This is a genomic window from uncultured Thiohalocapsa sp., from assembly GCF_913062725.1.
Classification (GTDB): domain Bacteria; phylum Pseudomonadota; class Gammaproteobacteria; order Chromatiales; family Chromatiaceae; genus Thiohalocapsa.
Window position 1 is genome coordinate 1 of the sequence record NZ_CAJXWY010000043.1, and the last position, 26,111, is coordinate 26,111.

Below are 26,111 nucleotides of genomic sequence, written 5' to 3' on the forward strand. Positions count from 1 at the left end.
TGCTGCACACTCGCGTCTGCGTGAACCCGGACCTATTGTACCCGGCCTGCGGCCCGATAAGTCGGACAGCCTCCTAGACCCCGGACCCGGGGCCCGCGTGCTCTATCCGCCCCCACACGGCCAGATGTCGGTCGCTCACCACTTGCACCGACAGCTGCTCGGCCAGGCCCGCGACGCGCAGCTGTTGGGTGACTTCGGTGGGCTCGAAGGCGGCGTGCAGGGAGTTGCGGAAATCGTGCTTGAGCACCTGCGGCGCGTCGGCGGCGTAGGTCTCCACGAGGGCGGCGGCTTGGCCGGCGGAGGCGGGGCGCGTCAGGTCCATCACCAGCACCAGCGCCCCCGGCTTTGCCGCGGCTCGGATGCTGCGCCACAGCACCTGCGGCTCGTGCAGATGATGCAGCAGGCTGTTGGAGATGATCAGGTCGTAGGCGGCGGCCGCGAGGTGCCCGGATGGCAGCTTGTCGCAGATGAGACGCGTGCGGCTCGCAATATCGGGTCGCGCGTCGATGGCGGCCCGGGCTAGCGCCAGCATGGGGGCACTGCCGTCGAGGGCATCGCAGTGCAGGGTGGGGTAGCGGCGCAGCAGCCGCAGCACGATATCCGCGGGGCCGCAGCCCAGATCGAGGGCACGACCGTGGGCGAGATCGTCGGCGCCCTGTTGCTCGAGTAAGCGCAGGAAGAGCGCGTTGGGCTCGCTGAAGTCGGCCGCGGCATAGGCGCGGGCCTGCTCGGGACCATCCATCAGCTCGGGCTCGGGGCGACGCTGCATTGTGTGGTTGCCTCAGACGCAGGGGTAGTGATCGTGCCGGCGTTGTGATGCCGCGCGCCGTGGCCGGCGGGCCGCCGGTGTTGGGATCATGATCCGCATCGGGGTCGGTATCGCAATCCGTATCATTGTCCTTCGCCATCCGCGGGCAGTGTGTGCTCGCCGGCGTAGAGCTCGGCCAGGCGCTCGCGGCGGCGCACCAGATGGGCCTGGGCGCCGTCGACCATCACTTCCGCGGTCCGTGGCCGGCTGTTGTAGTTGGAACTCATGGTGAAGCCGTAGGCGCCGCTCGAGCGCACGGCGAGCAGGTCTCCGGGCGCCAGCGCCAGGGCCCGGCCCTTGCCCAGGAAGTCGCCGGTCTCGCAGACGGGGCCGACGATGTCCCAGGTCAGCGGCTCAGCCGCGCGCTGCACGGCAGGAACGATGGCCTGCTCCGCGCCGTAGAGCGCCGGGCGCAGCAGGTCGTTCATGGCCGCATCGACGATGGCGAAGTTGTGTGTCGCCGTGGACTTCAGGTACTCCACCCGGGTGAGCAGGATGCCGGCATTGCCGGCGATGGCGCGGCCGGGCTCCAGGATGATCTCCAGGTCGCGCGCGCCCAGACGGGCGTTCAGCGCCGCCGCGTAGGCATCCGGCTGCGGCGGCGCTTCGTCGGTGTAACGGATGCCGAGGCCGCCGCCCAGGTCGAGATGCTCGATGGCGATGCCCTGTGCGGTGAGGCGGTCGGCCAGGGCCAGTACGCGGTCCAGGGCGTCCAGGAAGGGTGCGAGTTCGGTGAGCTGCGAGCCGATGTGGCAGTCGATGCCGCCGACCCGGATATGCGGCAGCGCCGCCGCGCGTCGGTAGACGGCCTCGGCGGCATGGATGTCGATGCCGAACTTGTTCTCCTTGAGGCCCGTGGAGATGTAGGGGTGCGAGCGCGCATCCACGTCGGGGTTGACCCGCAGCGAAACGGTGGCGCGGCGGTCCATGTCCGCGGCGATGGCGGCGATGCGCTCGAGCTCGGGCTCCGACTCCACGTTGAAGCAGCGGATGCCCACCTCGAGGGCGCGGCGGATTTCGTGCGCGCCCTTGCCGACGCCGGAGAAGATGATCTTGTCCGGCGCGCCGCCGGCGGCCAGCACCCGCTCCAGCTCGCCCACCGACACGATGTCGAAACCGGAGCCCAGACGGGCCAGCAGGCTCAGCACACCGAGGTTGGAATTGGCCTTGACGGCGAAGCAGATGAGGTGCGCCCGGGCGCCCAGTGCCCGATCGAAGGCGTGCCAATGCCGCTCGAGGGTGGCGCGGGAGTAGACGTAGCAGGGCGTGCCAAAGCGCCCGGCGAGCTCGGTGACCGGGATGTCCTCGGCGAACAGCTGCTCGCCACGGTAGTTGAAATGATCCATCGAAGGGCTCTGCGCTGGGGGCTGCGGTGCTACCGGTCCGGGTCGGCGGCGGGCGCCGCCGGCGGCTCGGGGGGCCAGGGCGCATCCGCGGGCGGGAACGGAAACGGCGGCGCCTTGCTGCGGGCATCGCGCGCCGCGCGCTCCGGGTCGTCCGCCGCCAGGTACAAGTCGCCCGTCTGGCCGCAGGCACCGAGCAGCGCCGCGGCGATGAGTCCGGCTGGGGCGAGGGCGTGTCGGCGTCGGGGCTGCATGTGGGTGATGATGCCGCATCCGGTCGCGACGGGCAAAACCCGACGTTGGGACTATCGGTGCGCGGGTGGGCGACGGACGGCGCCGGGGCGCGGCGCGCTCACGGCAGAATCCGGATGGGTGTGCCGTCGCGGACCAGCCGCCAGATTTCGTCCATTTCGTGGTTCTTCACGGCGATGCAGCCGTCGGTCCAGTCGCGGCCGTCGTACTCTCTGGCAACGGCTGGTGAGGTGAGCCAGTTGGGGCGGCCGTGGATCATGATCATGCCGCCCGGGTTGATGTCCATGGCGCGGGCGAAGGCCCGGTCGCGGGCGTTGGGGTAGGAAATGTGGATGGACTTGTGGAAGTTGCTGTTCGGGTTGCGCCAGTTCAGTACGTAGTCGCCTTCTGGGGTGCGCTCGTCGCCTTCCTCGAATTTGTGGCCCACGGGGCTGTCGCCGAGGGCGATCTTGTACTCCCGGTGGACATCGCCGTCGTGCAGGAGTTGCAGGGTGCGATCGCCTTTGCGCACGAGCACGCTGTCGACGAAGCGTACCGTCGGCTCGGGCTTGGAGGCGCAGCCGGCGAGGGGGGCGGTGAGGACGAGCAGGGCGGCGAGGGCGACGGCGGCGCCGTGGCGTTGGCGTGGGGGTTGCCGCAGCGCCTGGGCGAAGCGGGTGAAAGGTCGGCAGCAGCGCATGGTGAGGTGGAGCCTGGGGCGTGGGTTGGATCGGTCGGTGGCATGATTCTACGCCGCCGGTGACGCTGAGACACCCTCTCTGCATGCGATAAACCAAATTCAAATCGGGGATTTATGGCATTTTCTTCAACGACGGTACAAGAGCTGCCGTGGCATTCGGCGGTGGTCGCCATGGTTGCGACGACCCCGCGGCCGCCGGGGTGAGCGTCGCCGTGGCACCGTGACGGGGCCGGCGGGCGCACGGGGCGGGCGCCGGCTGTGCTAGCATCGTTGGTGTTCGTGTTTCGCCCGTTGTCCCGCCTGTCCGCCCGAGCCCCATGCTGCGCCTGCTGTTTCGCCTGTTGTTGGTCCTGGTGGTGCTCGCCCTGGGGCTGGGCTTCATCGCCGTCGCCGTCGGGCCGCTGCTGGTGGACCCGGCGCCGGCGCCGGGAGAGACACGCCCGCAGGCGCTGGAGCGCCCGGGCAGCCAGTTCGTCAGCCTGCCCACTGCGGGCGGGGGCACGGTGACCATGCATGTGGCGGAGCGCCGGGCCGGGGATGACGCCGGCGAGGCGCCCACCTTCGTGCTGCTGCATGGCTTCACGTTCAATCTCTATACCTGGGAGCAGCTGCAGGCGGCGCTGGCCGAGCGCGGGCGGGTCATCGCCTACGACCAGATCCCCTATGGCCTGAGTGCCAAGCTCATGCCCGGGGCGACGGCCGATCCGGATTTGTACGCCAAGGCCGCCACGCTGAAGCGGCTGGTTGCGCTGTTGGACACGCTCGGCGTGGAGCAGGCCTATCTGGTGGGCAACTCCTCCGGCGGCACTCTGGCCCTGGAGGCGGCGCGGGCCTACCCGCAGCGCGTGCGCGGGCTCGTGCTGCTCGCGCCCTGGGTCAATTCCAAGCGCCCGATCCTGCCGCAATGGCTGGTGGGCCTGCCGCAGACCCAGCGCCTGATGCTGCTGCTGGCGCGCACCCTGGGCACCGACATGCCGCTGCTGGACGTTGCCTACGCCGATCCCGGCCGCATCGACGAGGCGCGCCGGGCCCGTGCGGCGGTGCATCGGGATATGGCCAACTGGGACGGCGCCTGGGCGGCGCTGCTGGCCCGCTCGCTCACGGACCCCGTGGAGATCGGCCGCCACCTGGGCGAGATCGAGACACCGGCACTGGTGGTCACGGGCACCGCAGATCGCATCGTCCCGCCCGCCGATACCCTGGCGGTGGCCCGCGCCCTGCCCGATGCCACCTATGCCGAGCTGCCGGGCTGCGGCCATGTGCCCCAGGAAGAATGTCCGGCGCTGGTGATGGATATTATCGATCAGTGGCTGGACGGGCTGCCTGCGCCCGGCGAGGCACGCGCCGAAGGGCCCTGATCATGACGACACCGCCATCGCCCGCCGCCGACGCCACTGACGCCGGACGCTGCCTGGTCTTCGGGGCCAGCGGCTATATCGGCAGCCATCTGGTGCCCAGGCTCCTGGCCGCGGGCATCCCGGTGCGGGCCAGCAGCCGCAACCGCGCCAGCCTGGAGCGCCGCGGCTGGGAGGCCGCCGAGTTGGTCGAGGCCGACGCCCTGGCACCGCAGACGCTGGACGCGGCCCTCGCCGGCATCGATACCGCCTACTACCTGGTGCATTCCATGGGCGCCGGTAAGGACTTCGGCCGTCTGGACCTGGCGGCCGCGGCCAACTTCGCCGCCGCCGCCGAGCGCGCCGGCGTCAGGCGCATCGTCTACCTGGGCGGGCTGGTGCCGGATGACGCCGACAGCGAGCACATCGTCTCGCGCCGCGACACCGGCGACGTGCTGCGCCGGGGCCGGGTGCCGGTGACCGAGCTGCGCGCCGGCATCATCGTCGGCCCCGGCTCCGCCGCCTTCGAGGTGATGCGCGACCTGGTCTATCACCTGCCGGTGATGGTGACGCCGCGCTGGGTGCGCGCCCAATCGCCGCCGCTGGCCCTGGACAACCTGCTCACCTATCTGGTGCGGCTGCCGCAGATCCCCGAGGCGGCGGGGCGCGTGTTCGACGCCGGCGGACCGGAGACCCTGACCTACCAGCAGATGATGCGCATCCTCGCCGAGGAGGGCGGCCGGCGCCCGCCCATCGTCATTCCGGTGCCGGTGCTGAGTCCGAAATTGTCGTCTTATTGGCTGCGGCTCATCACCGCGGTGCCCACCAACATCGCCCGGGCCCTGATCGAGGGCCTGAAGCACGACTTCAGTGCCGACGACGCGGCGCTCAGGCGCCTGGTGCCGCAGCAGCTGCTCGGCTTCCGCGAGGCCGTGCGTGCCGTGTTCGCGGCCGAGCGCGCCAGCGAGCCCGTCGTCGCCCGTTGGATCGAAGGAGCCTTCGCCGTGCGTGAGCAACGCATCGACTACGCCTACTACGCCAAGCGCGCCAGCGCCGCCCACGACACCAAGGCCACGCCCGCCGCCGTATGGTCGGTGCTGCGGGAGATCGGCGGTGAGCGCGGCTGGTTCTATCTCAATGGCCTCTGGCAGCTGCGCGAGACCCTGGACTGGGTCGCCGGCGGCCCCGGCCGCCAGCACGGCCGCCGCCATCCGACCCAGCTGCGCGTGGGCGACCGCATCGACTCCTGGAAGGTGCTCGGCCTCGAGCCCGAGCGGCGCCTGAGCCTGGCCTTTGGCATGCGCGCCCCCGGCGCCGGCATGATGGAGTTCGAGCTGAAGCCGCTGCCCGACGGCGGTACCCGGCTCGGCATGACCGCCTACTGGCATCCCGCCGGCGTCTGGGGCCTGCTGTACTGGTACGCCTTCGCCCCGGCCCACGGCGTGGTCTTCACCGGTACCGTGAAGGAGATCTGCCGCCTGGCGGAGGTGCGGGAACGACGGGGGGAGGTGGCGCGGGCCGGCTGACCATCCGGGATCTGGCGAATCGGTTGCAGACTGTTGCTTGAGATTTTTGCCAGTGGGCGCGCCGTTTACCGCGTCGGCCCGAACGCCAGCCGCTGCCCCCGCACCGCATCGTTCACCTGCCCGTGCTCGTACGCCACTTCGCCGTTGACGATGGTGGCGACGATGGTGGCCGGCAGCACGCGCCCCTCGAATGGCGACCAGCCGCACTTGTAGAGCACCTGCCCGCGGCTGCGGGTGACCGGGGTGCTGGGGTCCACCAGCACCAGGTCGGCCCAATAGCCCTCGCGGATGTAGCCGCGCTCGCGTACGTTGAAGCACGCGGCGGGCGCGTGGCTGGTCTTTTGCACCAGTTGCTCGAGGGTCAGCGTGCCGGCCTGCACATGGGCGAACAGCGAGGGCAGGGCGTCCTGCACCAGCGGCAGGCCCGCCGGCGCCCGGAAGTAGGTGCCGGCCTTCTCGTCGAGGGTGTGCGGGGCGTGGTCGGTGGCGATGACGTCGATGCGGTCCTCGGCGACGGCGGCGAGCAGGGCCTCGCGGTCCTCCGGGCGCTTGATGGCCGGGTTGCATTTGATGAGCGCGCCCTTCTCGGCATAATCCCGGGCATCGAAGTAGAGGTGGTGCACGCAGGCCTCGACGGTGATGCGCTTGCCATCGATGGGGCCGGGTGCGAACAGCGCCAGTTCCCGCGCCGTGGTGAGGTGCAGCACGTGCAGGCGGGCGTCGTGGCGGCGGGCGAGGTCGACGGCCAGGGTGGAGGACTTGAGGCAGGCCGCCTCGGAGCGGATCAGCGGATGCGCGTCCATGGGTACGTCTTCGCCGTAACGCTGGCGGTAGGCCGCCTCGTTGGCGAGGATGGTCGGCGTATCTTCGCAGTGGGTGGCGATGATGACGGGGCTGTCTCGGAAGACGGCGTCGAGCACCTTCGGGTCGTCCACCAGCATGTTGCCGGTGGACGCGCCCATGAACACCTTGACGCCGCAGGCGGCGCCCACGGGCAGGGCGCGGATGGCGTCGATGTTGTCGTTGCTGGTGCCCAGGTAGAAGGCGTAGTTGGCGCGGGAGACCTCGCCGGCGCGGGCGTACTTGGCGGCCAGTTGCTCGGCGTCGAGGGTGGGCGGCTTGCAGTTGGGCATTTCCATGAAGCTGGTGATGCCGCCGGCCACCGCCGCGCGGGATTCGCTGGCGATGTCCGCCTTGTAGGTGGCGCCGGGCTCGCGGAAGTGGACCTGGTCGTCGATCATGCCGGGCAGCAGCAGGCGCCCCGCGGCGTCGATGACGCGCTCCGCCGGGCGGCTTTGCAGGTCGCCGCCGATGGCGGCGATGCGCCCGTCGGTGACCAGCACGTCCGCCTCGAAGCGGCGGCCCTCGTTGACGACGAGGGCGTTGGTGATGAGAAGACTGGACATGCGGTGCTCCGATCTGTGTTGCTCTTTGCCCGGTGGACGCGCGGCTGGCGTTGCGCTGGCTGTGTCCGGGGACGCAGGCTGGGGGGGCGAGGGGGCGGTTGGCTCTGCTAACCTGCCGGCATGTGCAGTCTAGCCAGAAGCCGTGCGCCTGACATGCGTGATCCCGCAGAAAACCCCAATCCAAAGCATCGAATTAAGGCCAACGAGGGCGCCGGTCTCGGCGACAGTGTGCCCTGGGCGGAGGTGCGCGCGAGCCTGAAGCTCAACGCCGATGGGCTCATCCCGGCCATCGCCCAGCAATACGACACCCACGAGGTGCTGATGATGGCCTGGATGAATCTGGCGGCGCTGGACGAGACGCTGGCGACGGGCCGGGTGTGCTACTTCTCGCGCTCCCGCGGCAAGCTCTGGCGCAAGGGGGAGTCGTCGGGCCAGGTGCAGTTGCTGCGGGAGCTGCGGCTGGACTGCGACGGCGATACCCTGTTGTTGCTGGTGGATCAGACGGGCCCCGCCTGCCATACCGGCCGCCGTAGTTGCTTTTACAATGCGCTGCGCGGGGAGCGGGTGGAGGTGGTCGCTGAGGCGCTCATCGATCCGGCGCAGTTGTACAAGTAGACCAGACTATCCCCGCCGCCCAGCCCGCTTCGGCTTTGGGGAGGTGCGGCGGGCGGGGCAGCGGCCGGCGGGGGCCGCCGTGAATACGTCCCTGTAGGCTTCACGACAGCATCCCTGCTGTCGAGACCCCCGCCGTGAGGTGGTCAGAGGTTGTCGCCCTCGATGACTTCCCGCAGGGCGGCTTCTTCGTCTTTGTTCAGCGAGGTCTGCAGTACCCGGCCTTTGCCGTGGAAGGCCTGAAGCTCTTCGATGACCTTGTCCGTGGTGGCCTTGCGCACCAGCACGAACACCGCCGCACAGCCGGGCTGGAAGTTGGCGGCCAGGTCTTTCATGAATTGGTCGTTGATGCCGATGTCCGAGAGTTTGCCGGACAGGGCTCCGGCGCCGGCGCCGACGGCGGCGCCGAGCAGCGGGTTCAGGAACAGCAGGCCGATGAGCATGCCCCAGAAGCCGCCGCCGACGGCGCCCATGCCCGTCAGGCTGACGGCTTGATGCAGTTTCACCTTGCCGTTTTCGTCTTTGGTGACGACGACCACGTCTTCCATGTCGATGAGATATTCCTTTTGCAGCCGGCTCAGCTCGGCTCGCAACTGAAACGCCGTTTCCTGATCCGGAAATGACAGCACGACCAGATCGCTCATCTTCGGTCCTCCTGCAAAACTGCGTTGTGGAAATCGCCGCTGCGCGGCTGCTGACCGGATGCGGGTCCGCTCCGGTGGGGACAGGGTTGTGGCGCGCGGTGATGCCGCCGGGCGCCGGCGCGCTGTCGCCGGCGGCGGGTGGGTCGCGGGCGGTGTGCTAGCCCTTTTCGACCTGGTCCAGGGCCTCGCGCAGGGCTGCAAAGATCAGTTGCTCGGCTTCTTGCTCGTCCAGTTCCGGCACCTCCCAGCCCATGATGCGGCAGTACTTTTTCACCAGGTGCTGGACGTCGTGCTCAAGCTCGTGGCGGTAGCGGTGGATTTCCACCTGTTCCAGATCGGGCATAGGGGTTTTCCTCGCGGTGGGCTGTGATGACGCGGTGGTCGTCGGCAAAAAAGTGCCGGCGCCGGGGGCGGCGGACTTTATCTCGCGGCCGACGGGGACAACCTACGCATCCAGGCAGGGCGCCGCAAGGGGTTGTTGCCGACTCGCGGCCGTGGCGATGGATGGCCGCCGTGCGCAGGCATGACCAAAGCTTAATGTTGCTGCAACGGCGCAGTAACGGCGCTGACCCGACGATACACCACCAATGTCATCCGTACGGCAAAGCCCGCGCCAGTCACGGGCTGCGGCTTGACCACAGGCTCACCTCATAATCACTCGGGCAACCCCTGGAGGGTTCGAATGCAACCGATCAAGCAGTCATCCCGTTCGATGCGTGCCGCCGACGTGTCGCGTGTCGCGGCCGCCAGTGCCGGCGCGCAGTCCGGCGGCGGCTTCCGCCGCGCCGCCCTGGCCCTGGCCGTGACGTTGACGTTGGGCACCGGCGCCGCGCTGCTCGCCGTGAACAACACCGAGGCCGCGACGCCGGCGGCGCTGGCAGAGCCGGCGGGGCCGCCGAGCTTCGCCGATGTGGCCGAGCGCGTGACGCCTGCGGTGGTGAATGTCACCGTGGCGCAGAAGCCCTTGCAGCAGATGTCCATGAACGGCCGTGCCCTGCCGGAGGGCTTGCCGGAGGATTCGCCGCTGCGGGAGTTCTTCGAGCAGTTCGGCGGCATGCAGGACTTCCAGATGCCGCGCCAGCGCGAGGGCGAGGGCTCCGGTTTCATCGTCGACCCGGCCGGTTATATCGTCACCAACAACCATGTCATCGAGTCCGCCGAGACCATCGAGGTCACGCTCAACGACGGCCGCCAGTACGAGGCGCGCGTCATCGGCCGCGATCCCAAGACCGATCTGGCGCTGATCAAGGTGGACGGCGCGCCGGATCTGCCATTCGTGAGCCTGGGCGACAGCGGCGAGGCGCGCATCGGTGACTGGGTGCTCGCCGTGGGCAACCCCTTTGGCCTCGGTGGCTCCGTGAACGCCGGTATCATTTCGGCGCGGGGGCGTGATATCAACTCGGGCCCCTACGATGATTATCTGCAGATCGACGCGCCCATCAACCGCGGTAACTCCGGCGGGCCGTTGTTCGATTCCCGCGGCCGGGTCATCGGCGTGAATACGGCTATCTTTTCGCCCAGCGGCGGCAACATTGGCATCGGCTTTGCCATTCCCGCGGAGACGGCGGCGGGCATCGTCGCTGAGCTGCGCGAGAAGGGCCGGGTGGAGCGCGGCTGGCTCGGCGTGCAGATCCAGGCCGTGAGCGAGGAGGTCGCCGGTAGCCTGGGGCTGGACACGGCCGCAGGCGTGCTGGTGGCCGACGTGCTGCCCGACAGCCCGGCCATGGCCGCCGGCGTGAAGAGCGGCGACGTCATTCTCAGGGCCGCCGGCCAGCGGATGCAGGAATACCGCGACCTCACCAAGCTCATCGCCAGCATCGATGCCGGCACCGATATCGAGCTGGAAGTGATCCGCGGCGGCAAGGTGCGGGTGCTGGATGTCACCATCGGCCGCATGCCGCAGGACGACCTCGCCATGTCCAGGCCCGGCGAGGCCGCCCCGGATGACGGTCCGCGGATCGGCCTGTTCCTGGCGCCACTGACCCCCGAGATCCGTGAGGAGCGCGGCCTGGAAGCCGACACTCCGGGTGTGCTGGTGGCCCAGGTGGAGCCCGGCAGCCCGGCGCAGCGCGCCGGTATCCGCGCCGGCAGCCTCATCTCCATGGTGGGCCAGGAGCCGGTGACGGACCCCGATGAGGTGGCCCGCGCCGTGCGCGAGGCCGCCAAGCAGAACCGTCCGTCGGTGCTGCTGCGGGTGGAGCAAAACGGTGAGCAGCGCTTTGTGGCGGTGCCCTTCGCCTGAAGCCGTGACGAGCCATCCGTCGTGAGGGGCGCGAGCTCTGCGGCTCGCGCCCCCCGCTCTCGGTACGCAATCCTCGCCCTTCGATCGTGCCGCAATGCGTGTTCTGATCATTGAAGACGACCACCAGCTCGCCGCCTACCTGACCAAGGCGCTGCGCGAAGTGGGCGCCGCCGTGGACCACGCCGCGGACGGGCGTGACGGGCTGCTGCTGGCGGCGGCGAACGACTATGACGTGCTGGTCATCGATCGCATGCTGCCCTCGCTGGATGGCCTGGGCGTGCTGCGCACGCTGCGGGCGTCCGACAACCGTACGCCGGTACTCATTCTGAGCGCCCTGGGCGAGGTGGATGATCGGGTGGAGGGACTGCGCGCCGGCGGCGACGATTACCTGGTCAAACCGTTCGCCTTCTCCGAGCTGCATGCCCGCATCGAGGCCCTGCTGCGCCGGGCCGTGCCCGAGGACCAGCCCCAGACGCACTTCCAGGTGGGCGACCTGGCGCTGGACCTGCTCACGCGCGAGGTGACCCGCGCCGGCAAGAAGGTCCCGCTGCAGCCGCGGGAGTTCCGCCTGCTGGAGTATCTGATGCGTCACGCCGGCCAGGTGGTGACCCGCACCATGCTGCTGGAGCATGTCTGGGATTATCACTTCGACCCCCAGACCAACGTGATCGATGTGCACATCAGCCGGCTGCGCGGCAAGATCGATCGCGATTTCGACGAGCCGCTGCTGCACACGGTGCGCGGCGCCGGCTATGTGATCCGTGAGCCCTGAGCCACGGCCTGAGCCACGCCCTGAAGCCAACACCGGCGCGCCGGCGGCCGCGGCATCGCCGCCGGGGGTCGCCGTGGCCACCGAGCAGCCGTCGGCGGGGCGCCGCGCGACCTGGCCGATGACCCGCCCGCGGGAGGTGCTGGCGAGCTTCACCTTCCGCCTTGCGCTGCTCTACGCGGTGCTGCTGGCGGGCTCGGTGGTGATGCTGCTCGGGTTCATCTACTGGTCCACCGCCGGCTACATGGCGCGGCAGACCGATGCCACCATCGAGGCCGAGATCCAGGGTCTCGCCGAGCAATACCGCCGGCGCGGCCTGTCTGGTCTCACCACACTGCTGGCCCAGCGCAGCGCGGCGCGGCCCACCGGCGCCGGCGTCTATCTGCTCGCCGACGGCGACTACCGCCCCCTGGTGGGCAACATCGATGCCTGGCCCGACGTCGAGCCGGACCGCGATGGCTGGATCGACTTCCGTCTGCGGGACGCGGCGGCGGGCGCCGATGCGCAGGCGGAGCACGCCGCCCGCGGCAAGGTGTTTCTGCTGCGCGGCGGCCTGCATTTGCTGGTGGGGCGCGACGCGCGCGAGCTCGCGGCCATCCGCGGGCTGGTGCGCGATGCCCTGGGCTGGGGGCTGGCCATGACGGTGGCGTTGGCGCTCGCCGGCGGCTGGCTCATGAGCGCCGGCGTGGTGCGGCGCATCGAGGCCGTCAACCAAGTGGGCCGGGAGATCATGGAAGGCGATCTCTCGCGCCGGATCCCCACCGACGGCAGTGGCGACGAGTTCGACCAGCTGGCCGTCAACCTGAACCGCATGCTCGCGCGCATCGAGGCGCTGATGGCCAGCGTGCGGCAGGTGTCGGACAACATCGCCCATGACCTGCGCACGCCGCTGTCGCGGCTGCACACCAAGCTGAGCCAGCTGCGCGACACGGACCTCGCGGCGGGGGCGGCGGAGGGCGTCGACGAGGCCATCGCCGATGCCGAGGAGCTGCTGGGCGCCTTCAACGCCCTGCTGCGCATTGCCCGCGTCGAGTCCGGCAGCCGCCGGGCCGCCTTCGCCGACCTGGACCCGGTGGTGTTGCTGCACGACGTCGCCGAGCTCTACGAGCCGCTGGCGGCGGACAAGGCGCAGCAGATCGCGGTGGCGGCGCCGACGGCCGCTGACGGCGCGCTGCGGGTGCACGGCGACCGCGATCTGCTGTTCCAGGCCCTGGCCAACCTGGTGGACAATGCCATCAAGTACACCCCGCCCGGCGGCAGCGTCCACTTGAGCGCGGCACCGGCGGCGGGGGGCGGTGTGGCGTTGGGCGTGGCCGACTCCGGGCCGGGCATTCCGCCGGCGCTGCGCGGCAAGGTGCTGCAGCGCTTCTATCGCATCGACGCCAGCCGCTCGGCCCCGGGCCACGGCCTGGGCTTGAGCCTGGTGCAGGCCGTGGCGCAGCTGCACGGTGCTACCCTGACACTGCAGGATGCCGGCCCCGGGCTACGGGTCGTGCTGACGCTGCCCGCCGGCGGCGGGACCGGCAACGGCCGCAGCGCCGACGGCGTGGGCGGCGCGCCGGATGCGACGCCAGCCGCGGCGATGCGCTCGGCCGTCCGTGCGGGCGGGTCGCTCGCGACGATGCACCAGCCATAGCGCGCAGTCGCCGCGTCTGTTGCTTGTCGTCGACCCTGCGGCATGACCGTCCTGTGGGACCATCCGGCGCGACTATTCTGCAACATTTCGCGTCAACCGGCTCGACACTGTTGTACTGTAGGTGATCAATCCCGATAACGGCCTGGTGGGAACATGTACACCCGCTGCACCTCAAGAGGGCGGATGTCACGGGTCGGTCTGCGGCTGGCCAGGGGATACACCACAGAGGCCACCGGTAGGCTTCGTGGCGGCGTCCCCGCCGTCGGGACCGACGACATTCTGCCGGGCTGGCCGGCCGATGGTCCGGCTATCATGGCAACACTGGTGTTGGCGGCTGGTGCTGGTCCCGACCTCGGTAATGCACCCTGACAAGCGCTCGCGCGCATCCTGAGCCCCACGGCGGATCCCGATGGAGGACCTATGCAGCTCACCTGTCTCGATGATGACCCGCGCATGGAGCCCACGCTTAGACGCTTTGCTGGTCGGCTGGGTCACGATGTGCGCTACCACGCGAACGCCAGTGCATTCAAGCAGGATATCCTCAGCCATCCGCCGGAGTTGGTGGTGCTGGACTTGGAACTGGGCCGGGAAACTGGTCTGGACATTGTCAAGTGGCTGAGTCAGCAGCGGTTACAGCTGCCCATCGTCCTGCTCTCCGGCCACGGTGACGAACTGCTCGACACCGCACGGCGCATCGCCAGCGCCAACGGTCTCACGGTGCGCGGGGCGGTGAGCAAGGCCTCGATGGTGCGCGACCTGCCGCCGCTACTGGCGGCGCAGCAACCCAGCACACCGCCGCCGCCGCCGCCGTCTGGTATGTTGGCTGAGGCACCGGCACAGCCGGCCGCGCTGGACGGCCCCACCCTGGCGGGCCACATCGCCGCCGGCCGTATCGAGCCCTTCTTCCAGCCCATCGTCGCCGGCGACGGGACTCTCAAAGATCTGGAGGTGCTGACGCGATTACGGCTGCCGGACGGCACCATCGTCGGCGCCGAGCAGGTCATTCCGCTGGCGGAAGCCAGCGGCCTGATCCCGAGCCTCACCGAGTCCCTGTTCGAGCGGTTGTTGGCGGCGAAGGCGACGCTCGCAGACTTATCCCTGGATCATCTATCGGTCAATCTGAGCGTGGCGCAGCTCGACATCGTGCTTGCCAAGGCGCTGGTGCGCCGGCTCGTGGATGGACTCGCGGGCTGCTGCGACGTGCGCGTGGAGCTTACCGAGAGCGCGAATCTCGCCGACTCGCAAGCGGTGCGTGAGCTCGGCGCGGAGCTGCGCCTGCTCGGCGCCTCGCTGGCGATGGACGACTTCGGCACCGGCTATTCCAGCATCCGCGCCCTCGCTGAGCTACCCTATGACACGCTCAAGCTCGACCTGTGCTTCGTCGCCGAGATGTTCGACTCCAGTAAGGCGGAACGGTTGCTCGCCGCCATCCTGATCCTGTCGCAGAACCTCGGCCTCAAAGTGGTTGCCGAGGGCGTCGAGACCCTGGCCCAGGCGCAATGGCTGCGGGAAGCGGGCGTGGACCGCTTCCAGGGGTATTTGTTCGGCCCGCCCACGCCCCTCGACGAGGTCATGAGTCGCTTCGGACCCAAAACCTGACCGCCTCTGGAACGAGCCCGAAGGAAGGGGGTGGTGATGACTGAGGTCAGCACCGATGGAGATGCCGGGTTACCCGTCAGTATGGATCCGAGCGCGCGCCCGTGCGTTGTCCGCCGGGGCGATGCGCCCGCCTGACCGGTCGCCAGATCCGCGCCACCCGCCGTTGTTGTGATGAGCCCAGCCGCCGTCGCCGACCCGCAGCGGCTTGCGACCGGGGTGGGCGGGCGTGCACGGCGTCCGCGGCCGTGGCTGCGGGTGCTGCCCGAGACGCTGCTGCTGTCCGCCGCAGCGGTGCTCGGCAACTACTTCAGCGTGTCGCTGTTCTTCGGGGTGGAGGTGCTGTTCGGCTCCATCGCGGCGCTCGTGGCGCTCGTGCGGCTGGGCTTGGTGCCCGGCCTGGTGGTGGCGGTGGCCGGCGGTGCTTACACCCTGGTGCTGTGGCAGCACCCCTATGCCCTGCTCATTTTCGCCCTGGAAGTGCTGGCCGTCGGTCTGCACCGGCGCTGGGCGCGGGGGCGCGATAAGCCACCGCTGGCCGTTTCGGTGCTGTTGTACTGGGGCCTCATCGGCATGCCGCTGGTGCTGCTGTTCTACCACGGCCCGCTCGGTATGCCCTGGCTGCCGACGCTGCTGATCGCCGTCAAGCAGTCCTTGAATGGCATCCTCAATGCCGCGCTCGCCGGGGGCTTGCTGGTGCTCGTGGCGCTGTTGCAGGGGCGTCGCAGGCTGCCGCGCCTGAGTGAGCTGTTGTTCAGTTTGCTGTTGTCGGCGTTGTTGCTGCCGTCGCTGCTGGTTTCGGCCTGGACGAACAGCGATCTCAAATCCCATCTGGAGCAGGACAGTGCCGAGGAGCTGCACCAGTTCGGCAGCCTCGCCGCGCGTGATCTGGCGCGGGTCGCCGGCGCCGGCTCGGCGGCGCTGGCGCAAGAACTGGCGGCGCTGAATACCCTGGCCGACGACACGCTGCGCGAGGGCGCCGCGCCGCGCTTGTTTCTGGCGCAGCGCGATAGCGGTGAGACGACACTGGGCGCGGCACCGCCCGCCGGGCCGGTGCTGCGTGCCGCCCGACAGGGCCTGGTGGTGGTGGGCCCGGCGCAGCCGCGCTCATCCGCCATGGCGCGCTGGCGGGCATCGCGCTACCGGCTGGCGGTGCCCGTCGCGGGCCTGGTGCCGGCGCAGGATCTGGTGCTCGATATCAGCACCGAGCCCGTCATCGACACGGTGCAGCGGCGCACGGTCGAGGTGCTCGCGGCCTTGTTCGTGCTGGCGCTGGGCGCCGTGGCGCTGGCGTCCTGGCTGAGCCGGCGCATCGTCGCACCGGTGCGCGCGGTGGCCGACGCGGCCCGCGGGCTGCCGGCGGTCCTGCGTGACGGCCGGCCCTGGTCACCGCCGCCGACGGGTCTGTTCGCGGAAGCCGTGGCGCTGGGCGAGGACGTTCACGCCATGGCGCTGTCGCTGCGTGCGAGCTTCACGGCGCTGCGGCGCGAGCGTGACGAGCAGAGTGGCCAGCGCGCCCTGCTGGATCTGGAGGCACATTGCCTCGCCTGGCTGGTATGCAATGGCGACGACGTCGCGGCCTTCTGTGAAACGCTGTGCCAGCAGCTGCGGCGGGTGCTGCCGGGGCAGCACTGCCTGTTGCTCCCGGGGGCTGACGACCGCCTCGAGCTGGTGGCGAGCCCGGGGCTCGCCGCCGACGCCCGCGCCGAGCTCGACCGGCGGCTGGCGGCGCCTGCGGCGATGGCCTTTCTGCAACGGGTGCTCGCCGCCGGTACGCCCATGGCGGTGCCGCCGGCGGTGATGGCCGCCGGTGGCGCGCTGCCTGCGGGCCTGTGCAGTGGCCGGGCCATTCCGTTTTGCGACCGCGAGGGCGTGGCGCTGGGACTGCTGCTCACGGATGTGCCCGCCACCGGCCCCGGCACCTTTGCCGCCGAGGTCTTCGAACGGGTCCGCCCCCTGGCGGGCCTGGGACTCGCCGCCCTGCAGCTACGCCGTGAGCATGGCGTGCTGCTGGAAGCCCTGTCACAGAGCGGCACCGGCATTGTGGTAACCAGGCGCAGCGGCGGTGACCACGCGGTGACCTACGCGAACCGCGGCTTCCTCGAGATGACCGGCTACGGCGCCGAAGCCCTCCTGGGACGGGATCTGCGCCTGCTGCGCGACGGCGATGCTGACCAACCGGATCTGGCGCATCTGCGCGCGGCGCTGGCCGCGGACCGGGAGTGCCGGGCGGTGATCCGCAATCGGCGCCCCGACGGCAGCGTCTATTGGAACGCCCTCGCCCTGTCGCCGGTGCACCGCGACGGCGCCAACGTCACCCATTACATCGGCGTGCAGCAGGACGTGACCGATATGGTGGAGTCCACCGCACGGCTACGTGCGAGCGAGGCGCGGCTGAACGAGGCCCAGGCCATCGCCCATCTCGGGCACTGGGAGTACGCCGAGGATGGCACCGGCCATTGGTCCGATGAGGCCTACCGGCTGCTCGGCTTGACGCCCGGCGCCGTGCCCGCCTCGCTGGAGCGCTTCTATGCGGCCGTCCACCCGCAGGATCGCGAGCGGGTGCGGGCCTGTGTGGATGCGGCGCGTCATCCCCCCCAAGCCATCTTCGACATCGAGTTTCGGGTGTGCGGCGGCGACGGCATGGAGCGGGTGCTGCAGGCGCGGGGCCGCGTCCAGACCGACGACGACGGCCGCTTCCAGCGCTTCGCCGGTACGGCGCTGGACGTGACCGAACGCCGGCGCATCGAGCAGGCCCTGCGGGAGCAACAAGCGCGCTACCGGCTGGTGGTGGACAACCTCGAGGACCTGGTGGTGCGCACGGATGCCCAAGGCCGTTTCGAGTTCGCGAGCCCTTCTTACTGTCGCATGTTCGGCCGCAGCGAAGAGGCGCTCATCGGCCGCACCTTCATGCCGCTGGTGCACCCCGAGGATCGCGACGCCACCGCCGCGGCCATGGCCCGGCTGTTCGAGCCGCCGCATGCGGTCATGGTGGAGCAGCGCGCCGAGACCGTGCACGGCTGGCGCTGGCTGCAATGGTCCGACACCGCCCTGCTCGACGAGCAGGGCGAGGTGATTGGTATCGTCGCGCTGGGCCGCGATATCACCGAGCGCCAATTGGCGCAGCAGCAGCTGCAGGAGAGTCGCGAGCGGCTCGATACCATCTTCGAGCACGCCCCCATCGGCATGGCGCTGCTCGATGGCGAGTATCGCGTGATGATGGCCAATCGTGCCCTGGCGCAGCTGGTGGGCCGCAGCCCGGAGGCGTTGCTCGGCAGCGGCGGTGATCTGTTCGCGCCGACCGACGATGAGCCGGCGGCGCGGGACTGGCTCGCCGAGCTGATCGCCGGTCGCGGCGACGGCCAGCGGTTACTCAAGGCGTTCACGCGTCCGGACGGTGAGGTGATGTGGGGCGACCTGCGGCTGGTGCCGCTGCCGGCGGCGGGGGGGGCACAGCCGGTGCTGCTGGCGATGGTTGAAGACGTCACCGAGCTGCGGCTCACGGAGGCGCGCCGCGCCGCCCTGGAATCGGCCCTGGCGCGCTACGCCAGCAGTCTGCAGGAGCTGCTCGACCTGGTGAATCAGGCGTTGCCCGCCGATGCCCATGTGCAAGCGCTGCTGCGCCTGGCCCGCAGGGCGCTGGCGATGGAATCGGCCACAGTGGTCGCGCTGCCGCGAGCCGGCGGCGCGCCCCAGGTCATCGCCCAAGCCGATGCGCTGCCCCAGCCGCCCCCGGCGGTACCGCAGCCGCTGCTCGAAGCGGCGCGGGCACGCGCCGGCTGGCCCGTGCTCTGGTTGGGTGAGCACACGGGCAGCGCGGCGGCGGCCGGCCTCGGCTGTTGTGTCGCCCTGGTACTGCCCACCGCGGGCGAGGACGAGACCGAGGACCTGCTATTGGTGCTCTGGGGGCATCAGCGGGCCTCCGGGCTGGATGATCCGCTGCGACAGCTACTGCGGCTCACCGGCCAACGCATCGTTGCCGTGCGCTCCGAGGCGCGCATGCAGCGCGACCTGGTGCAGGCGAAGGAGCGTGAGACCATTGGGCATCTGACCAGCGGCGTCGCCCACGACTTCAATAACCTGCTGGGCGTCCTCGACGTCAATCTCTTCTTCGTCGAGAGCGCGCTGGCCGACCATGCCAGCGAGGATGTGGAACTGGGGCAGGTGTTGGAGGAAACGCGCAGCGCCCTGGGACAGGCGAAGGTGGTGACCTCGGGAATGCTCTCGTTGAGCCGTGCCGGCGGCGTCTCGCTGGCACCGGTGCGCCTGGCCGAGAGCATCGGCGAGTTGGTGAGCATCCTGCGGCACATGCTGCCGACGGGCATTGTGCTGCAATGGCACGTACCGGACGTCTTACGGGCCTGGAGCAATACCGCCTTTCTGCAGGCGGCGCTGCTGAACCTGGCCCTGAACGCCCGCGATGCCATGCCGCGCGGCGGTGAGCTGCGTATCACCGCAGTACCGCGGCCCGGGCAGCAGCTGCGGGGCGAGCTGCTGCTGGGTGAGCCACCGGGCGATGACTACATTGAGGTCAGCGTCAGCGACTCTGGAGGCGGTATTCCCGCCGAGATCCGTGCGTGCATGTTCGAGCCGCTGGTATCCACCAAAAGCAGCGGCCGCGGGCACGGCCTTGGTCTGTTCATGGTCAAGGAGTTCGTGCTGCGCTCCGGCGCCGCGCTGAGCGTGGAGACGGTGCTGGAGCAGGGGACCTGCTTCCGTCTGCTGCTGCCGACGGCAGCGCCGGCCGAGCCCGTTGCCGCTGGCGAGGCACCGGCAACGCCCGCCGTCGCCGGCGCGGATGCCCCCGATGCGGCGGCGGCGCCGCTGCGCGGGCTGCGCGTGCTGGTGGTGGACGATGACCCCCGGGTACGCGACGCCACCGGGCGCTTGCTGGCGATGGGTGGGCTGGAGCCCGCCTTCGCCGAGCACGGCGAAGCCGCACTCGGGCTGCTCGGCGAGGACGCCGATTTCGACCTGGTGCTGACCGATATCGCGATGCCGGTGATGGATGGGATGGCGTTGCGCGAGCGCCTGCGTGAGGCGTACCCCGAGCTGGCTGTGCTGATGATGACGGGCCAGGACGCCAGCCTGCGCCAAACCGACGGCACCGGCGATGCCGTGATCTTGAGCAAGCCGCTGGAGCGCGAGGCCCTCTACGCGGCCATCGAGGCGCTGTGTTCGCCAGAGCCTTCGGTCCAGGAGCGTTGAGGGGCCTGCGGCGCATGTCGACGCTGGGGCCGTCTGTCCGCGGGTCTGGTCGCCGGCGCGGGTGCGCCGCGGTGAGCCTGGGTCGGTGAGCGTAGGTCGGCGGAGGGCGTGAGTTGCTTGATCCCCGGCGCCCTCATACCGCGGACGGCGCCCGCAACTCCCCCGGCGCCGGTGCCTTGTGGCGGGGGTGCGTCCCTGCACTGTTGCGGCGGGGCATGCCTAACCGCTGCGCCGGCGCGCTGATCAGCGCGCCCGCCGCGCACGTCGGCGGGTGGCCGCCGACCTCATTCGGCCGCGGCGCGGGCGCGCTCCAGCCAGGCGTCGAACTTCTCGCGGTTGGCGGCGATCCAGGCGTCCGCATGCTTTTCGATGTCGGACTCGCTGTCCTCGCCGTCGCGCATGCGCAGGTTCTGGGCGCTGATGTCGTTGTTGCTGACCTGCATGATCGCGAACAGCTCCGCCGCCGCCGGGTTGGCCTCGGCCCATTCCTTGTTGGCGACGATGCGCTGATCGTTGGCCTGGAAGCCGTAGTTGGAGCCGTCCGGCAGCGAGGTGTCCACGTCTTCGCGCTCGCCCGGCAGGGAGCTGAAGGGCACCTGCAGCCAGGTGACATCTTTGCCCGGCACCAGCACGCCGCTCACCCAGTAGGGTGTCCAGGTGTAGTACAGGATGGGCTCATCGTCTCCGTAGCGGGTGATGGCATCGGCGATGATGGCCGAGTAGCTGCCCTGGTTGTGGGTGACGGTGTCGCGCAGGTCGTAGGCGTCCATGTGGTGCTCGATGACCTTCTCGCAGCCCCAGCCGGGCGGGCAGCCGGCGAGGTCGGCCTTGCCGTCGCCATCGGCGTCGAACAGCTTGGCGATCTCGGGATCCTTGAGCTGCTCGATGTTGGTGATGCCGTGGGCTTCGGCGGTTTTCTTGTCGATGAGATAGCCCTGGATGGAGCCCGAGGAATAGATCCCCTCGCGGTAGAGCTTGTCGTCGCCGCCGGCTTCCTCGTAGAAGTCGATGTGCAGCGGATCCCAGTGCGCGGCGATGAAGGTGGCATCGCCGTTGGCGATGGCCACGTGCCCGGCGGCGTACTCGATCTCTTTGATGTCATTGACGTCATAGCCGAGCTCTTCGAGCGCCTTCATGACCAGCTGGGTCTGGAAGGTTTCCTCGGCGATGGAGGACTTGATGGGCTGCACCTCGACGCCCTCGCCCGGCTGCTCGCTGGCCAGTGCGGCGCCGGTGACAGCGGCCATGGCCGTGAACAACGCGACGCGCGCGCAAGTCTTGAGATCCGAAGTCGCTTGCATGAGCTTCTCCTGTTGAGTGGGTGGGTTCAGTGGTTGGGCTCACTGGTGGGTTACAGCGGATTGGGGTGCGAGTCGGGCCAATGCAGTGTCGGTGTGGCCCGTTCGGTCGCAGGCTCAGGCCGTGCTGCGCCTGACGAACAGGGCACGAGCCAGGCCCGCCGGGCCGGACTCGTACCAATGCCGGGTAGGCCTGTCGCGGTCGGACTGGCCGACCGCCTGCGTCATGCGGTCGAGGATGATGGCGAGCAGCACGATGCCGACGCCGCCGATGGTGGCGAGTCCCATGTCCAGGCGCCCGATGCCGCGCAGCACCATCTGTCCGAGCCCGCCGACGGCGATCATGGAGGCGATGACGACCATGGACAGCGCCAACATCAGGGTCTGGTTGACGCCCGCCATGATGGTGGGCATGGCCAGCGGCAGCTGCACCTTGAACAGCAACTGGCGCTTGGAGGCACCGAAGGAACGCGCCGCCTCCACCAGATCGCCCGGCACCTGACGAATGCCGAGGTTGGTGAGGCGCACCAGCGGTGGCAGCGCGAAGATGATGGTCACCACCACGCCGGGCACGTTGCCGATGCCGAAGAGCATGACCACCGGCACCAGATAGACGAACGCCGGTGTGGTCTGCATGGCGTCGAGCACCGGGCGCACCGCCGCCGCAGCACGGTCGCTGCGCGCGAGCCAGATACCCATGGGCAGCCCGATGATGAGGCAGAAGAATACCGAGGTGATGACCAGCGACAGGGTTACCATGGCCTCGGCCCAGGCGCCGATGAGGCCGATCACCACCAGCGAGATGACGGCGCCGATGCCGAGCCGGCGGCCGCCGGCCTGCCAGGCGAGCAAGCCCATGATGATCACCATGGCCGCGTCCGGAATGCTGAGCAGGGTCGTCTCGATGCCGGTGAGGGTGGCGTCGATGGGCAGGCGGATGGCCTGGAAGACCGGGCGGAAGTTGGCCACCAGCCAGTCGAGCCCCGTGTCCACCCACGCGCCCAGGGGGATCACCGCCTCCTGGAAGGGGTGCCAGAGATCGATGCTGCCTTCTTCGACGCCGGCGCCGCTGCCGGCGAGCCAGTCGCCGGGGGTGGCCTCGGCGCCGTCGCCGGGGGTGCTCCAGGGGTCGGAGGCGCCGGCGGGCTCGGGTGGGGTTTGTGACGGTGGCTCGCCGGTGGTACCGGCGCCGGCGGCCCAGGGGTTGTCGCTGCCGGCGGCGGCCGTCTCGCCGCCGCCGCTGGCCCAGGGGTTTGTACTCTGATCTGCCATAAGCGTTTTAAATTAAAGCGTTTCTCAGCGGATATGGGTGGGGCGTTTGGTTGCCATCCCGGTCATCCCGTATCCCGATCCAAGGTCTCCAGCAGGCAGGCCTTGGTGATGACGCCCTGGTAGCGGTTTTCAGCGTCCACCACCGGGACGCCGCAGGCGGTCGCGGCGACGGTGCCCAACAGGTCGCTGACGGGGGTGTCTGCGATCAGTGCCGGCACGTCGCCGAGATAGGCGTTGTGCAGCTTGGGATCGGCCTGGCGCAGCTCGCGCTGCAGTGATTCCAGCGAAACGACACCGTGGAAGTGCTGGCCTTTGTCGACCACATAGCCGTATTCGCGATCGTGCTCGCGCAGGCGGTTCAGGGCCGCGCGAATGCCGTCGTCCTGGCGCTCGATGACGGTGACCTGGGTGCGCCGGGCGATGTCGCCGGCCTTGAACACCGTCGCCACGTCGACGCCGCGGAAGAATGAGCGCACGTAGTCGTCGGCGGGGTTGTTGAGGATGTCGTCCGGGGTGCCGACCTGCACCACGCGTCCGCCTTCCATGATGGCGATGCGGTCGCCGATGCGCATGGCCTCGTCGAGGTCGTGGGAGATGAACACGACGGTGCGGTCGCTGTGCTCCTGCAGCTTGAGCAGCTCGTCCTGCATCTCGCTGCGGATGAGCGGATCGAGGGCTGAGAAGGCCTCGTCCATGAGCATGACCGAGGGATCGTTGGCCAGCGCCCGGGCCAGGCCCACGCGCTGCTGCATGCCGCCGGAGAGCTCGTCGGGGTAGCTGTCGGCGTGTGTCTTGAGGCCGACCTGGTCGAGTGCGGCGACGGCGCGCGCTTCGCGCTCGGCCGTGCCGACGCCGGCGAGCTCCAGGCCGAAGGCGGCGTTCTGGCCGACGGTGAGGTGGGGCATGAGCGCGAAGGACTGGAACACCATGCTCATGTCGCGGCGGCGCAGCTGCATCAGCTCGTCGTCGGTCATGGCGGCGATGTCGCGGCCGTCGACGATGACCTTGCCGGCGCTGGGCTCGATGAGGCGGTTCAGCAGGCGCACCAGCGTGGACTTGCCGGAGCCCGAGAGGCCCATGATGACAAAGATCTCGCCCTTTCTGATGGAGAAGCTGGCATCGCAGACGCCGACGGTCTGGCCGGTGCGTGCGAAGATCTCGGTCTTGTCGACGCCCTGCTCCAGCAGATGCAGCGCTTCCTGTGGATGATCACCGAAGACCTTGTAGAGGTGCTCGACGATGACTTTATCGGTCATGAGGCTCGTATCCGCATCCGTAATCGTGGGATGCGCTCCGGTTGGCGACGACGGGCTTGGCGCCTGGCGTGCTGGTGTGGGTGGCCCGATGAGGTGTTGCCGGGTGCCGGGCTGCCGTCATGATCATTGACCCGTTTGCCGATGCAGACCGGGTGTGACCGCCGCCCGCGCTAGCGATGTGGCGTCGTCACGGGCTGAGCCCGGGCTTGCGGTGGATTGTGTGGCGGTAGGCTGTGTGATCGCCGCGCGCAGCCGTCTCACCGACGACCATCGACGGTGGTGCGATGGTGCCCGAGTCACGCGTTGGCCTTGGGAAGATTAGGACCCGAAACATCCCAACAGGCTACGGATGGGACTCGTCGGTGTCAAACTCGGGGCCTTGGGGGGCATCCCGGGGTGCGGCGGTGAGCGGCCGTCAGGCAGCGCCGACGGCCGGCTGGAGAGCGGCGTTGGTGACGCCGCTGCGCAGGCTTAGAAGTAGTAGCCGAAGTTGATGTTGAAGCGGTAGTTCCAGTGGTCGTTGGCGTTGACACCAAAATCGCCGGCGCCATTGATGGGCGAGAAGAGGTTGGTGTAGGTTTCCGCCGTGCCGGCGCTGGTCTCGCTGCCCACGAAGTAGTTGCCGTCGGAGAAGGCCAGGTCCGTGTAGATGTACCAACCACCGCGGGCCCAGGCGGCGCCGAGGGTCACCAACTGGCTGTCGTTGAAGTTGCTGTCCTGCTTGACGATGTTGCTGTACTCCGCGTACGGCCGCACCGAGTCCAGCCAGGGGATCTGGTTGGTTTCGTAGAGGTAGCTCACGGAGATCGCGGGGATCCATGCGTCGGTGGCGACGGGCCATGGGAAATCGAAGGCGCCCATGGGGATGAGCTGATCGCTGTTCCAGGCATTGTCGCCGTCGATGCTGTACTTGTAGCGCGTCAGTTGCGTGGCGACGAGCCAATTGTCCCAGCTGTTTTTCATGTGCACGGACGCGGCCCAATGATGGCCGTCGTCGGTGCCGCGGCCCTTCAGCTGACCCCACTGCAGAGAGGTCCCAAGCTCGGTTGGGATCGCGATCTCGTCGAGGTTATAGATGGCCCGCACGTTGAACTGGTTACGCTCTTTGTAGCCGTTCGGCGTGCCGTTGTAGCCCACCGAGCCGTCCGCGGCGACCGAGCCGGTCCAGAGGACGGCGTCATAATCGTAGCGGGCGCTGTCCTGGGATTTGCCGTTGCCGTCCCACTGTGAACGGTTGTAGTAGGCAAAGTCCAGATCCCAGTCGCCGATGCTGGTGATGTACTTGATGCCGAGATCCATGTCATCGGCGAGTCCCACGTAGTAATGCTGGTCGAAAAACCAGCTCTGCGAGACACCGTAGGCCCCTGGGCCGAAAGGCACGCGGTTGACACCCACCTGCACCTGGCTGCCGTCGTCGAAATTCCACCCGAGCCAGCCCGTGTGCAGGAAGTTATAACCGGGATACCAGCGATATTCGAGCTTGCCGACGATGTTGTCGTAGCTCAGATCCATGTTGATGCGGAAGGTATCGAGCGCGAAGTTACCACCGTCACCCCCGCGCGAAGGGCCGATGTTCGGGTAGGCGCCGGATTTGCCTTCGCCCGGATAGCTGCCAAGGGTGTAGTTGGCGCGGATGGCGCCGCCGATGGTCAGCGGTCCCAGGGTGATCTTGTCGGCGGGCGGTGGCCCGGTGTCGGCGAGCTGCTGTTCGGCCGCCGCGGCCTGCTCGTAGGCCTGCTCGGTTTCCTCTTTGGCCTCGATGAGCGCCTCGCGGGCACGATCGAGCTCGGCCTCCAGCTCGGCGATGCGCCGTTCGAGGGCGGCGGTGCTGCCCGCGCTGATGCCCGGTGCCGCAAGCAGCGGCAGCATGGCGGCAATGGACAGGGTGAGGGTGCTGCGACTGGCATGCTGCGGTCGGCGATGACTGTCTGCGACAGTGCTGTTTTCTTTTAAGGGCATAAGGCACCTTCTGTGAGTGTTTGTCCGGTTGGGGGTGGGCGATGCATGTAAGCTTTTCGCCACTGCCGTCAAAGACAATACCCTGCATGTTGCTATATTGCAACGCAGGCTGTCTCGCACGGGCATCAGCGGGGGTATAATCGTGTACGGGGTGGCGCCGTCCCCGTGCGCCGCGATTACCCGGGCTCCGAGATCACAGCGGGGCCGGCCCGGATGCCGTGGCAGCGCGGATGACACATCCGCATCGGGCGCTGCCGAGGAGCGGACCGTG

The 26,111-nt window shown here is 69.2% G+C and carries 19 protein-coding genes; 8 read left to right on the plus strand and 11 right to left on the minus strand.

From position 1 onward, the window contains the following. Positions 1 to 73: 73 nt before the first annotated feature. From QZ588_RS12385 to QZ588_RS12400, 4 genes are all read right to left on the minus strand, one after another. The gene (locus tag QZ588_RS12385) at positions 74 to 769 is read right to left on the minus strand and encodes a trans-aconitate 2-methyltransferase (protein WP_295543171.1); all 696 of its coding nucleotides are present in this window, start codon (positions 767 to 769) and stop codon (positions 74 to 76) included. 122 nt (positions 770 to 891) lie between these two features. Next, complete coding sequence (gene lysA / locus QZ588_RS12390) at positions 892 to 2,154, minus strand: diaminopimelate decarboxylase (RefSeq protein ID WP_295543173.1); 1,263 nt, start codon at positions 2,152 to 2,154, stop codon at positions 892 to 894. A 29-nt stretch (positions 2,155 to 2,183) separates the two neighbouring features. After that, entirely contained in the window at positions 2,184 to 2,405 is a 222-nt protein-coding gene (locus QZ588_RS12395; protein WP_295543175.1) for a lipoprotein, read from the minus strand. Between the two features lie 98 nt (positions 2,406 to 2,503). Then, positions 2,504 to 3,082, minus strand: coding sequence for a L,D-transpeptidase family protein (locus QZ588_RS12400; protein ID WP_295543177.1), 579 nt, complete (start codon positions 3,080 to 3,082; stop codon positions 2,504 to 2,506). A gap of 317 nt (positions 3,083 to 3,399) precedes the next feature. Between QZ588_RS12400 and QZ588_RS12405 the strand changes: the two genes are divergently transcribed. Then, positions 3,400 to 4,440 carry an alpha/beta hydrolase gene (locus QZ588_RS12405; protein WP_295543179.1) on the plus strand — a complete coding sequence of 347 codons (1,041 nt, stop codon included), beginning with the start codon at positions 3,400 to 3,402 and terminating at the stop codon, positions 4,438 to 4,440. A gap of 2 nt (positions 4,441 to 4,442) precedes the next feature. Further along, a complete protein-coding gene (locus tag QZ588_RS12410) occupies positions 4,443 to 5,942 on the plus strand; it encodes an SDR family oxidoreductase (protein WP_295543181.1) in 1,500 nt (499 codons plus the stop codon). Positions 5,943 to 6,007: 65 nt separating this feature from the next. On the opposite strand, the gene QZ588_RS12415 is transcribed toward QZ588_RS12410, so the two are convergent. Further along, on the minus strand, positions 6,008 to 7,348 hold the full coding sequence (locus QZ588_RS12415) for a dihydroorotase (RefSeq protein WP_295543183.1): 1,341 nt from the start codon (positions 7,346 to 7,348) through the stop codon (positions 6,008 to 6,010). Between the two features lie 153 nt (positions 7,349 to 7,501). Between QZ588_RS12415 and hisI the strand changes: the two genes are divergently transcribed. Continuing rightward, the gene (hisI, locus tag QZ588_RS12420) at positions 7,502 to 7,963 is read left to right on the plus strand and encodes a phosphoribosyl-AMP cyclohydrolase (protein ID WP_295543184.1); all 462 of its coding nucleotides are present in this window, start codon (positions 7,502 to 7,504) and stop codon (positions 7,961 to 7,963) included. A gap of 143 nt (positions 7,964 to 8,106) precedes the next feature. Here hisI and QZ588_RS12425 read toward each other — a convergent pair whose 3' ends face one another. Next, the gene (locus tag QZ588_RS12425; RefSeq protein WP_295543186.1) at positions 8,107 to 8,604 is read right to left on the minus strand and encodes a DUF1269 domain-containing protein; all 498 of its coding nucleotides are present in this window, start codon (positions 8,602 to 8,604) and stop codon (positions 8,107 to 8,109) included. Between the two features lie 157 nt (positions 8,605 to 8,761). Further along, on the minus strand, positions 8,762 to 8,947 hold the full coding sequence (locus QZ588_RS12430) for a hypothetical protein (protein WP_295543188.1): 186 nt from the start codon (positions 8,945 to 8,947) through the stop codon (positions 8,762 to 8,764). Positions 8,948 to 9,316: 369 nt separating this feature from the next. Between QZ588_RS12430 and QZ588_RS12435 the strand changes: the two genes are divergently transcribed. The 5 genes from QZ588_RS12435 to QZ588_RS12455 all read left to right on the plus strand — a co-directional run bounded on the left by QZ588_RS12435 (position 9,317) and on the right by QZ588_RS12455 (position 20,055). Continuing rightward, positions 9,317 to 10,846 carry a DegQ family serine endoprotease gene (locus QZ588_RS12435; RefSeq protein ID WP_295543190.1) on the plus strand — a complete coding sequence of 510 codons (1,530 nt, stop codon included), beginning with the start codon at positions 9,317 to 9,319 and terminating at the stop codon, positions 10,844 to 10,846. Between the two features lie 94 nt (positions 10,847 to 10,940). Continuing rightward, positions 10,941 to 11,618 carry a response regulator transcription factor gene (locus tag QZ588_RS12440; protein WP_295543191.1) on the plus strand — a complete coding sequence of 226 codons (678 nt, stop codon included), beginning with the start codon at positions 10,941 to 10,943 and terminating at the stop codon, positions 11,616 to 11,618. After that, a complete protein-coding gene (locus tag QZ588_RS12445) occupies positions 11,608 to 13,251 on the plus strand; it encodes a HAMP domain-containing sensor histidine kinase (RefSeq protein WP_366929565.1) in 1,644 nt (547 codons plus the stop codon). Before QZ588_RS12440 ends, QZ588_RS12445 begins: the two co-directional genes overlap by 11 nt. A gap of 420 nt (positions 13,252 to 13,671) precedes the next feature. Further along, entirely contained in the window at positions 13,672 to 14,850 is a 1,179-nt protein-coding gene (locus tag QZ588_RS12450; RefSeq protein WP_295543193.1) for an EAL domain-containing response regulator, read from the plus strand. 171 nt (positions 14,851 to 15,021) lie between these two features. Continuing rightward, positions 15,022 to 20,055 (plus strand): PAS domain S-box protein, encoded by a 5,034-nt coding sequence (locus QZ588_RS12455; protein ID WP_295543195.1) that lies wholly within the window; start codon positions 15,022 to 15,024, stop codon positions 20,053 to 20,055. 284 nt (positions 20,056 to 20,339) lie between these two features. Here the strand turns inward: QZ588_RS12455 and proX are convergent, their stop codons facing one another. From proX to QZ588_RS12475, 4 genes are all read right to left on the minus strand, one after another. Continuing rightward, positions 20,340 to 21,356 carry a glycine betaine/L-proline ABC transporter substrate-binding protein ProX gene (proX, locus tag QZ588_RS12460; protein WP_295543197.1) on the minus strand — a complete coding sequence of 339 codons (1,017 nt, stop codon included), beginning with the start codon at positions 21,354 to 21,356 and terminating at the stop codon, positions 20,340 to 20,342. A gap of 114 nt (positions 21,357 to 21,470) precedes the next feature. Next, positions 21,471 to 22,625 (minus strand): glycine betaine/L-proline ABC transporter permease ProW, encoded by a 1,155-nt coding sequence (gene proW, locus QZ588_RS12465; protein ID WP_295543199.1) that lies wholly within the window; start codon positions 22,623 to 22,625, stop codon positions 21,471 to 21,473. 62 nt (positions 22,626 to 22,687) lie between these two features. Then, positions 22,688 to 23,881, minus strand: coding sequence for a glycine betaine/L-proline ABC transporter ATP-binding protein ProV (gene proV / locus QZ588_RS12470; RefSeq protein ID WP_295543201.1), 1,194 nt, complete (start codon positions 23,879 to 23,881; stop codon positions 22,688 to 22,690). Between the two features lie 471 nt (positions 23,882 to 24,352). After that, a complete protein-coding gene (locus QZ588_RS12475; RefSeq protein ID WP_295543203.1) occupies positions 24,353 to 25,840 on the minus strand; it encodes a hypothetical protein in 1,488 nt (495 codons plus the stop codon). Positions 25,841 to 26,111 lie beyond the last annotated feature (271 nt).

Coding starts and splice junctions, on each gene's coding strand:
- QZ588_RS12385 (WP_295543171.1), bottom strand. CDS start 769: ATGCAGCGTCGCCCCGAGCCCGAGCTGATGGATGGTCCCGAGCAGGCC.
- lysA (WP_295543173.1), bottom strand. CDS start 2,154: ATGGATCATTTCAACTACCGTGGCGAGCAGCTGTTCGCCGAGGACATC.
- QZ588_RS12395 (WP_295543175.1), bottom strand. CDS start 2,405: ATGCAGCCCCGACGCCGACACGCCCTCGCCCCAGCCGGACTCATCGCC.
- QZ588_RS12400 (WP_295543177.1), bottom strand. CDS start 3,082: ATGCGCTGCTGCCGACCTTTCACCCGCTTCGCCCAGGCGCTGCGGCAA.
- QZ588_RS12405 (WP_295543179.1), top strand. CDS start 3,400: ATGCTGCGCCTGCTGTTTCGCCTGTTGTTGGTCCTGGTGGTGCTCGCC.
- QZ588_RS12410 (WP_295543181.1), top strand. CDS start 4,443: ATGACGACACCGCCATCGCCCGCCGCCGACGCCACTGACGCCGGACGC.
- QZ588_RS12415 (WP_295543183.1), bottom strand. CDS start 7,348: ATGTCCAGTCTTCTCATCACCAACGCCCTCGTCGTCAACGAGGGCCGC.
- hisI (WP_295543184.1), top strand. CDS start 7,502: ATGCGTGATCCCGCAGAAAACCCCAATCCAAAGCATCGAATTAAGGCC.
- QZ588_RS12425 (WP_295543186.1), bottom strand. CDS start 8,604: ATGAGCGATCTGGTCGTGCTGTCATTTCCGGATCAGGAAACGGCGTTT.
- QZ588_RS12430 (WP_295543188.1), bottom strand. CDS start 8,947: ATGCCCGATCTGGAACAGGTGGAAATCCACCGCTACCGCCACGAGCTT.
- QZ588_RS12435 (WP_295543190.1), top strand. CDS start 9,317: ATGCGTGCCGCCGACGTGTCGCGTGTCGCGGCCGCCAGTGCCGGCGCG.
- QZ588_RS12440 (WP_295543191.1), top strand. CDS start 10,941: ATGCGTGTTCTGATCATTGAAGACGACCACCAGCTCGCCGCCTACCTG.
- QZ588_RS12450 (WP_295543193.1), top strand. CDS start 13,672: ATGCAGCTCACCTGTCTCGATGATGACCCGCGCATGGAGCCCACGCTT.
- QZ588_RS12455 (WP_295543195.1), top strand. CDS start 15,022: ATGAGCCCAGCCGCCGTCGCCGACCCGCAGCGGCTTGCGACCGGGGTG.
- proX (WP_295543197.1), bottom strand. CDS start 21,356: ATGCAAGCGACTTCGGATCTCAAGACTTGCGCGCGCGTCGCGTTGTTC.
- proW (WP_295543199.1), bottom strand. CDS start 22,625: ATGGCAGATCAGAGTACAAACCCCTGGGCCAGCGGCGGCGGCGAGACG.
- proV (WP_295543201.1), bottom strand. CDS start 23,881: ATGACCGATAAAGTCATCGTCGAGCACCTCTACAAGGTCTTCGGTGAT.
- QZ588_RS12475 (WP_295543203.1), bottom strand. CDS start 25,840: ATGCCCTTAAAAGAAAACAGCACTGTCGCAGACAGTCATCGCCGACCG.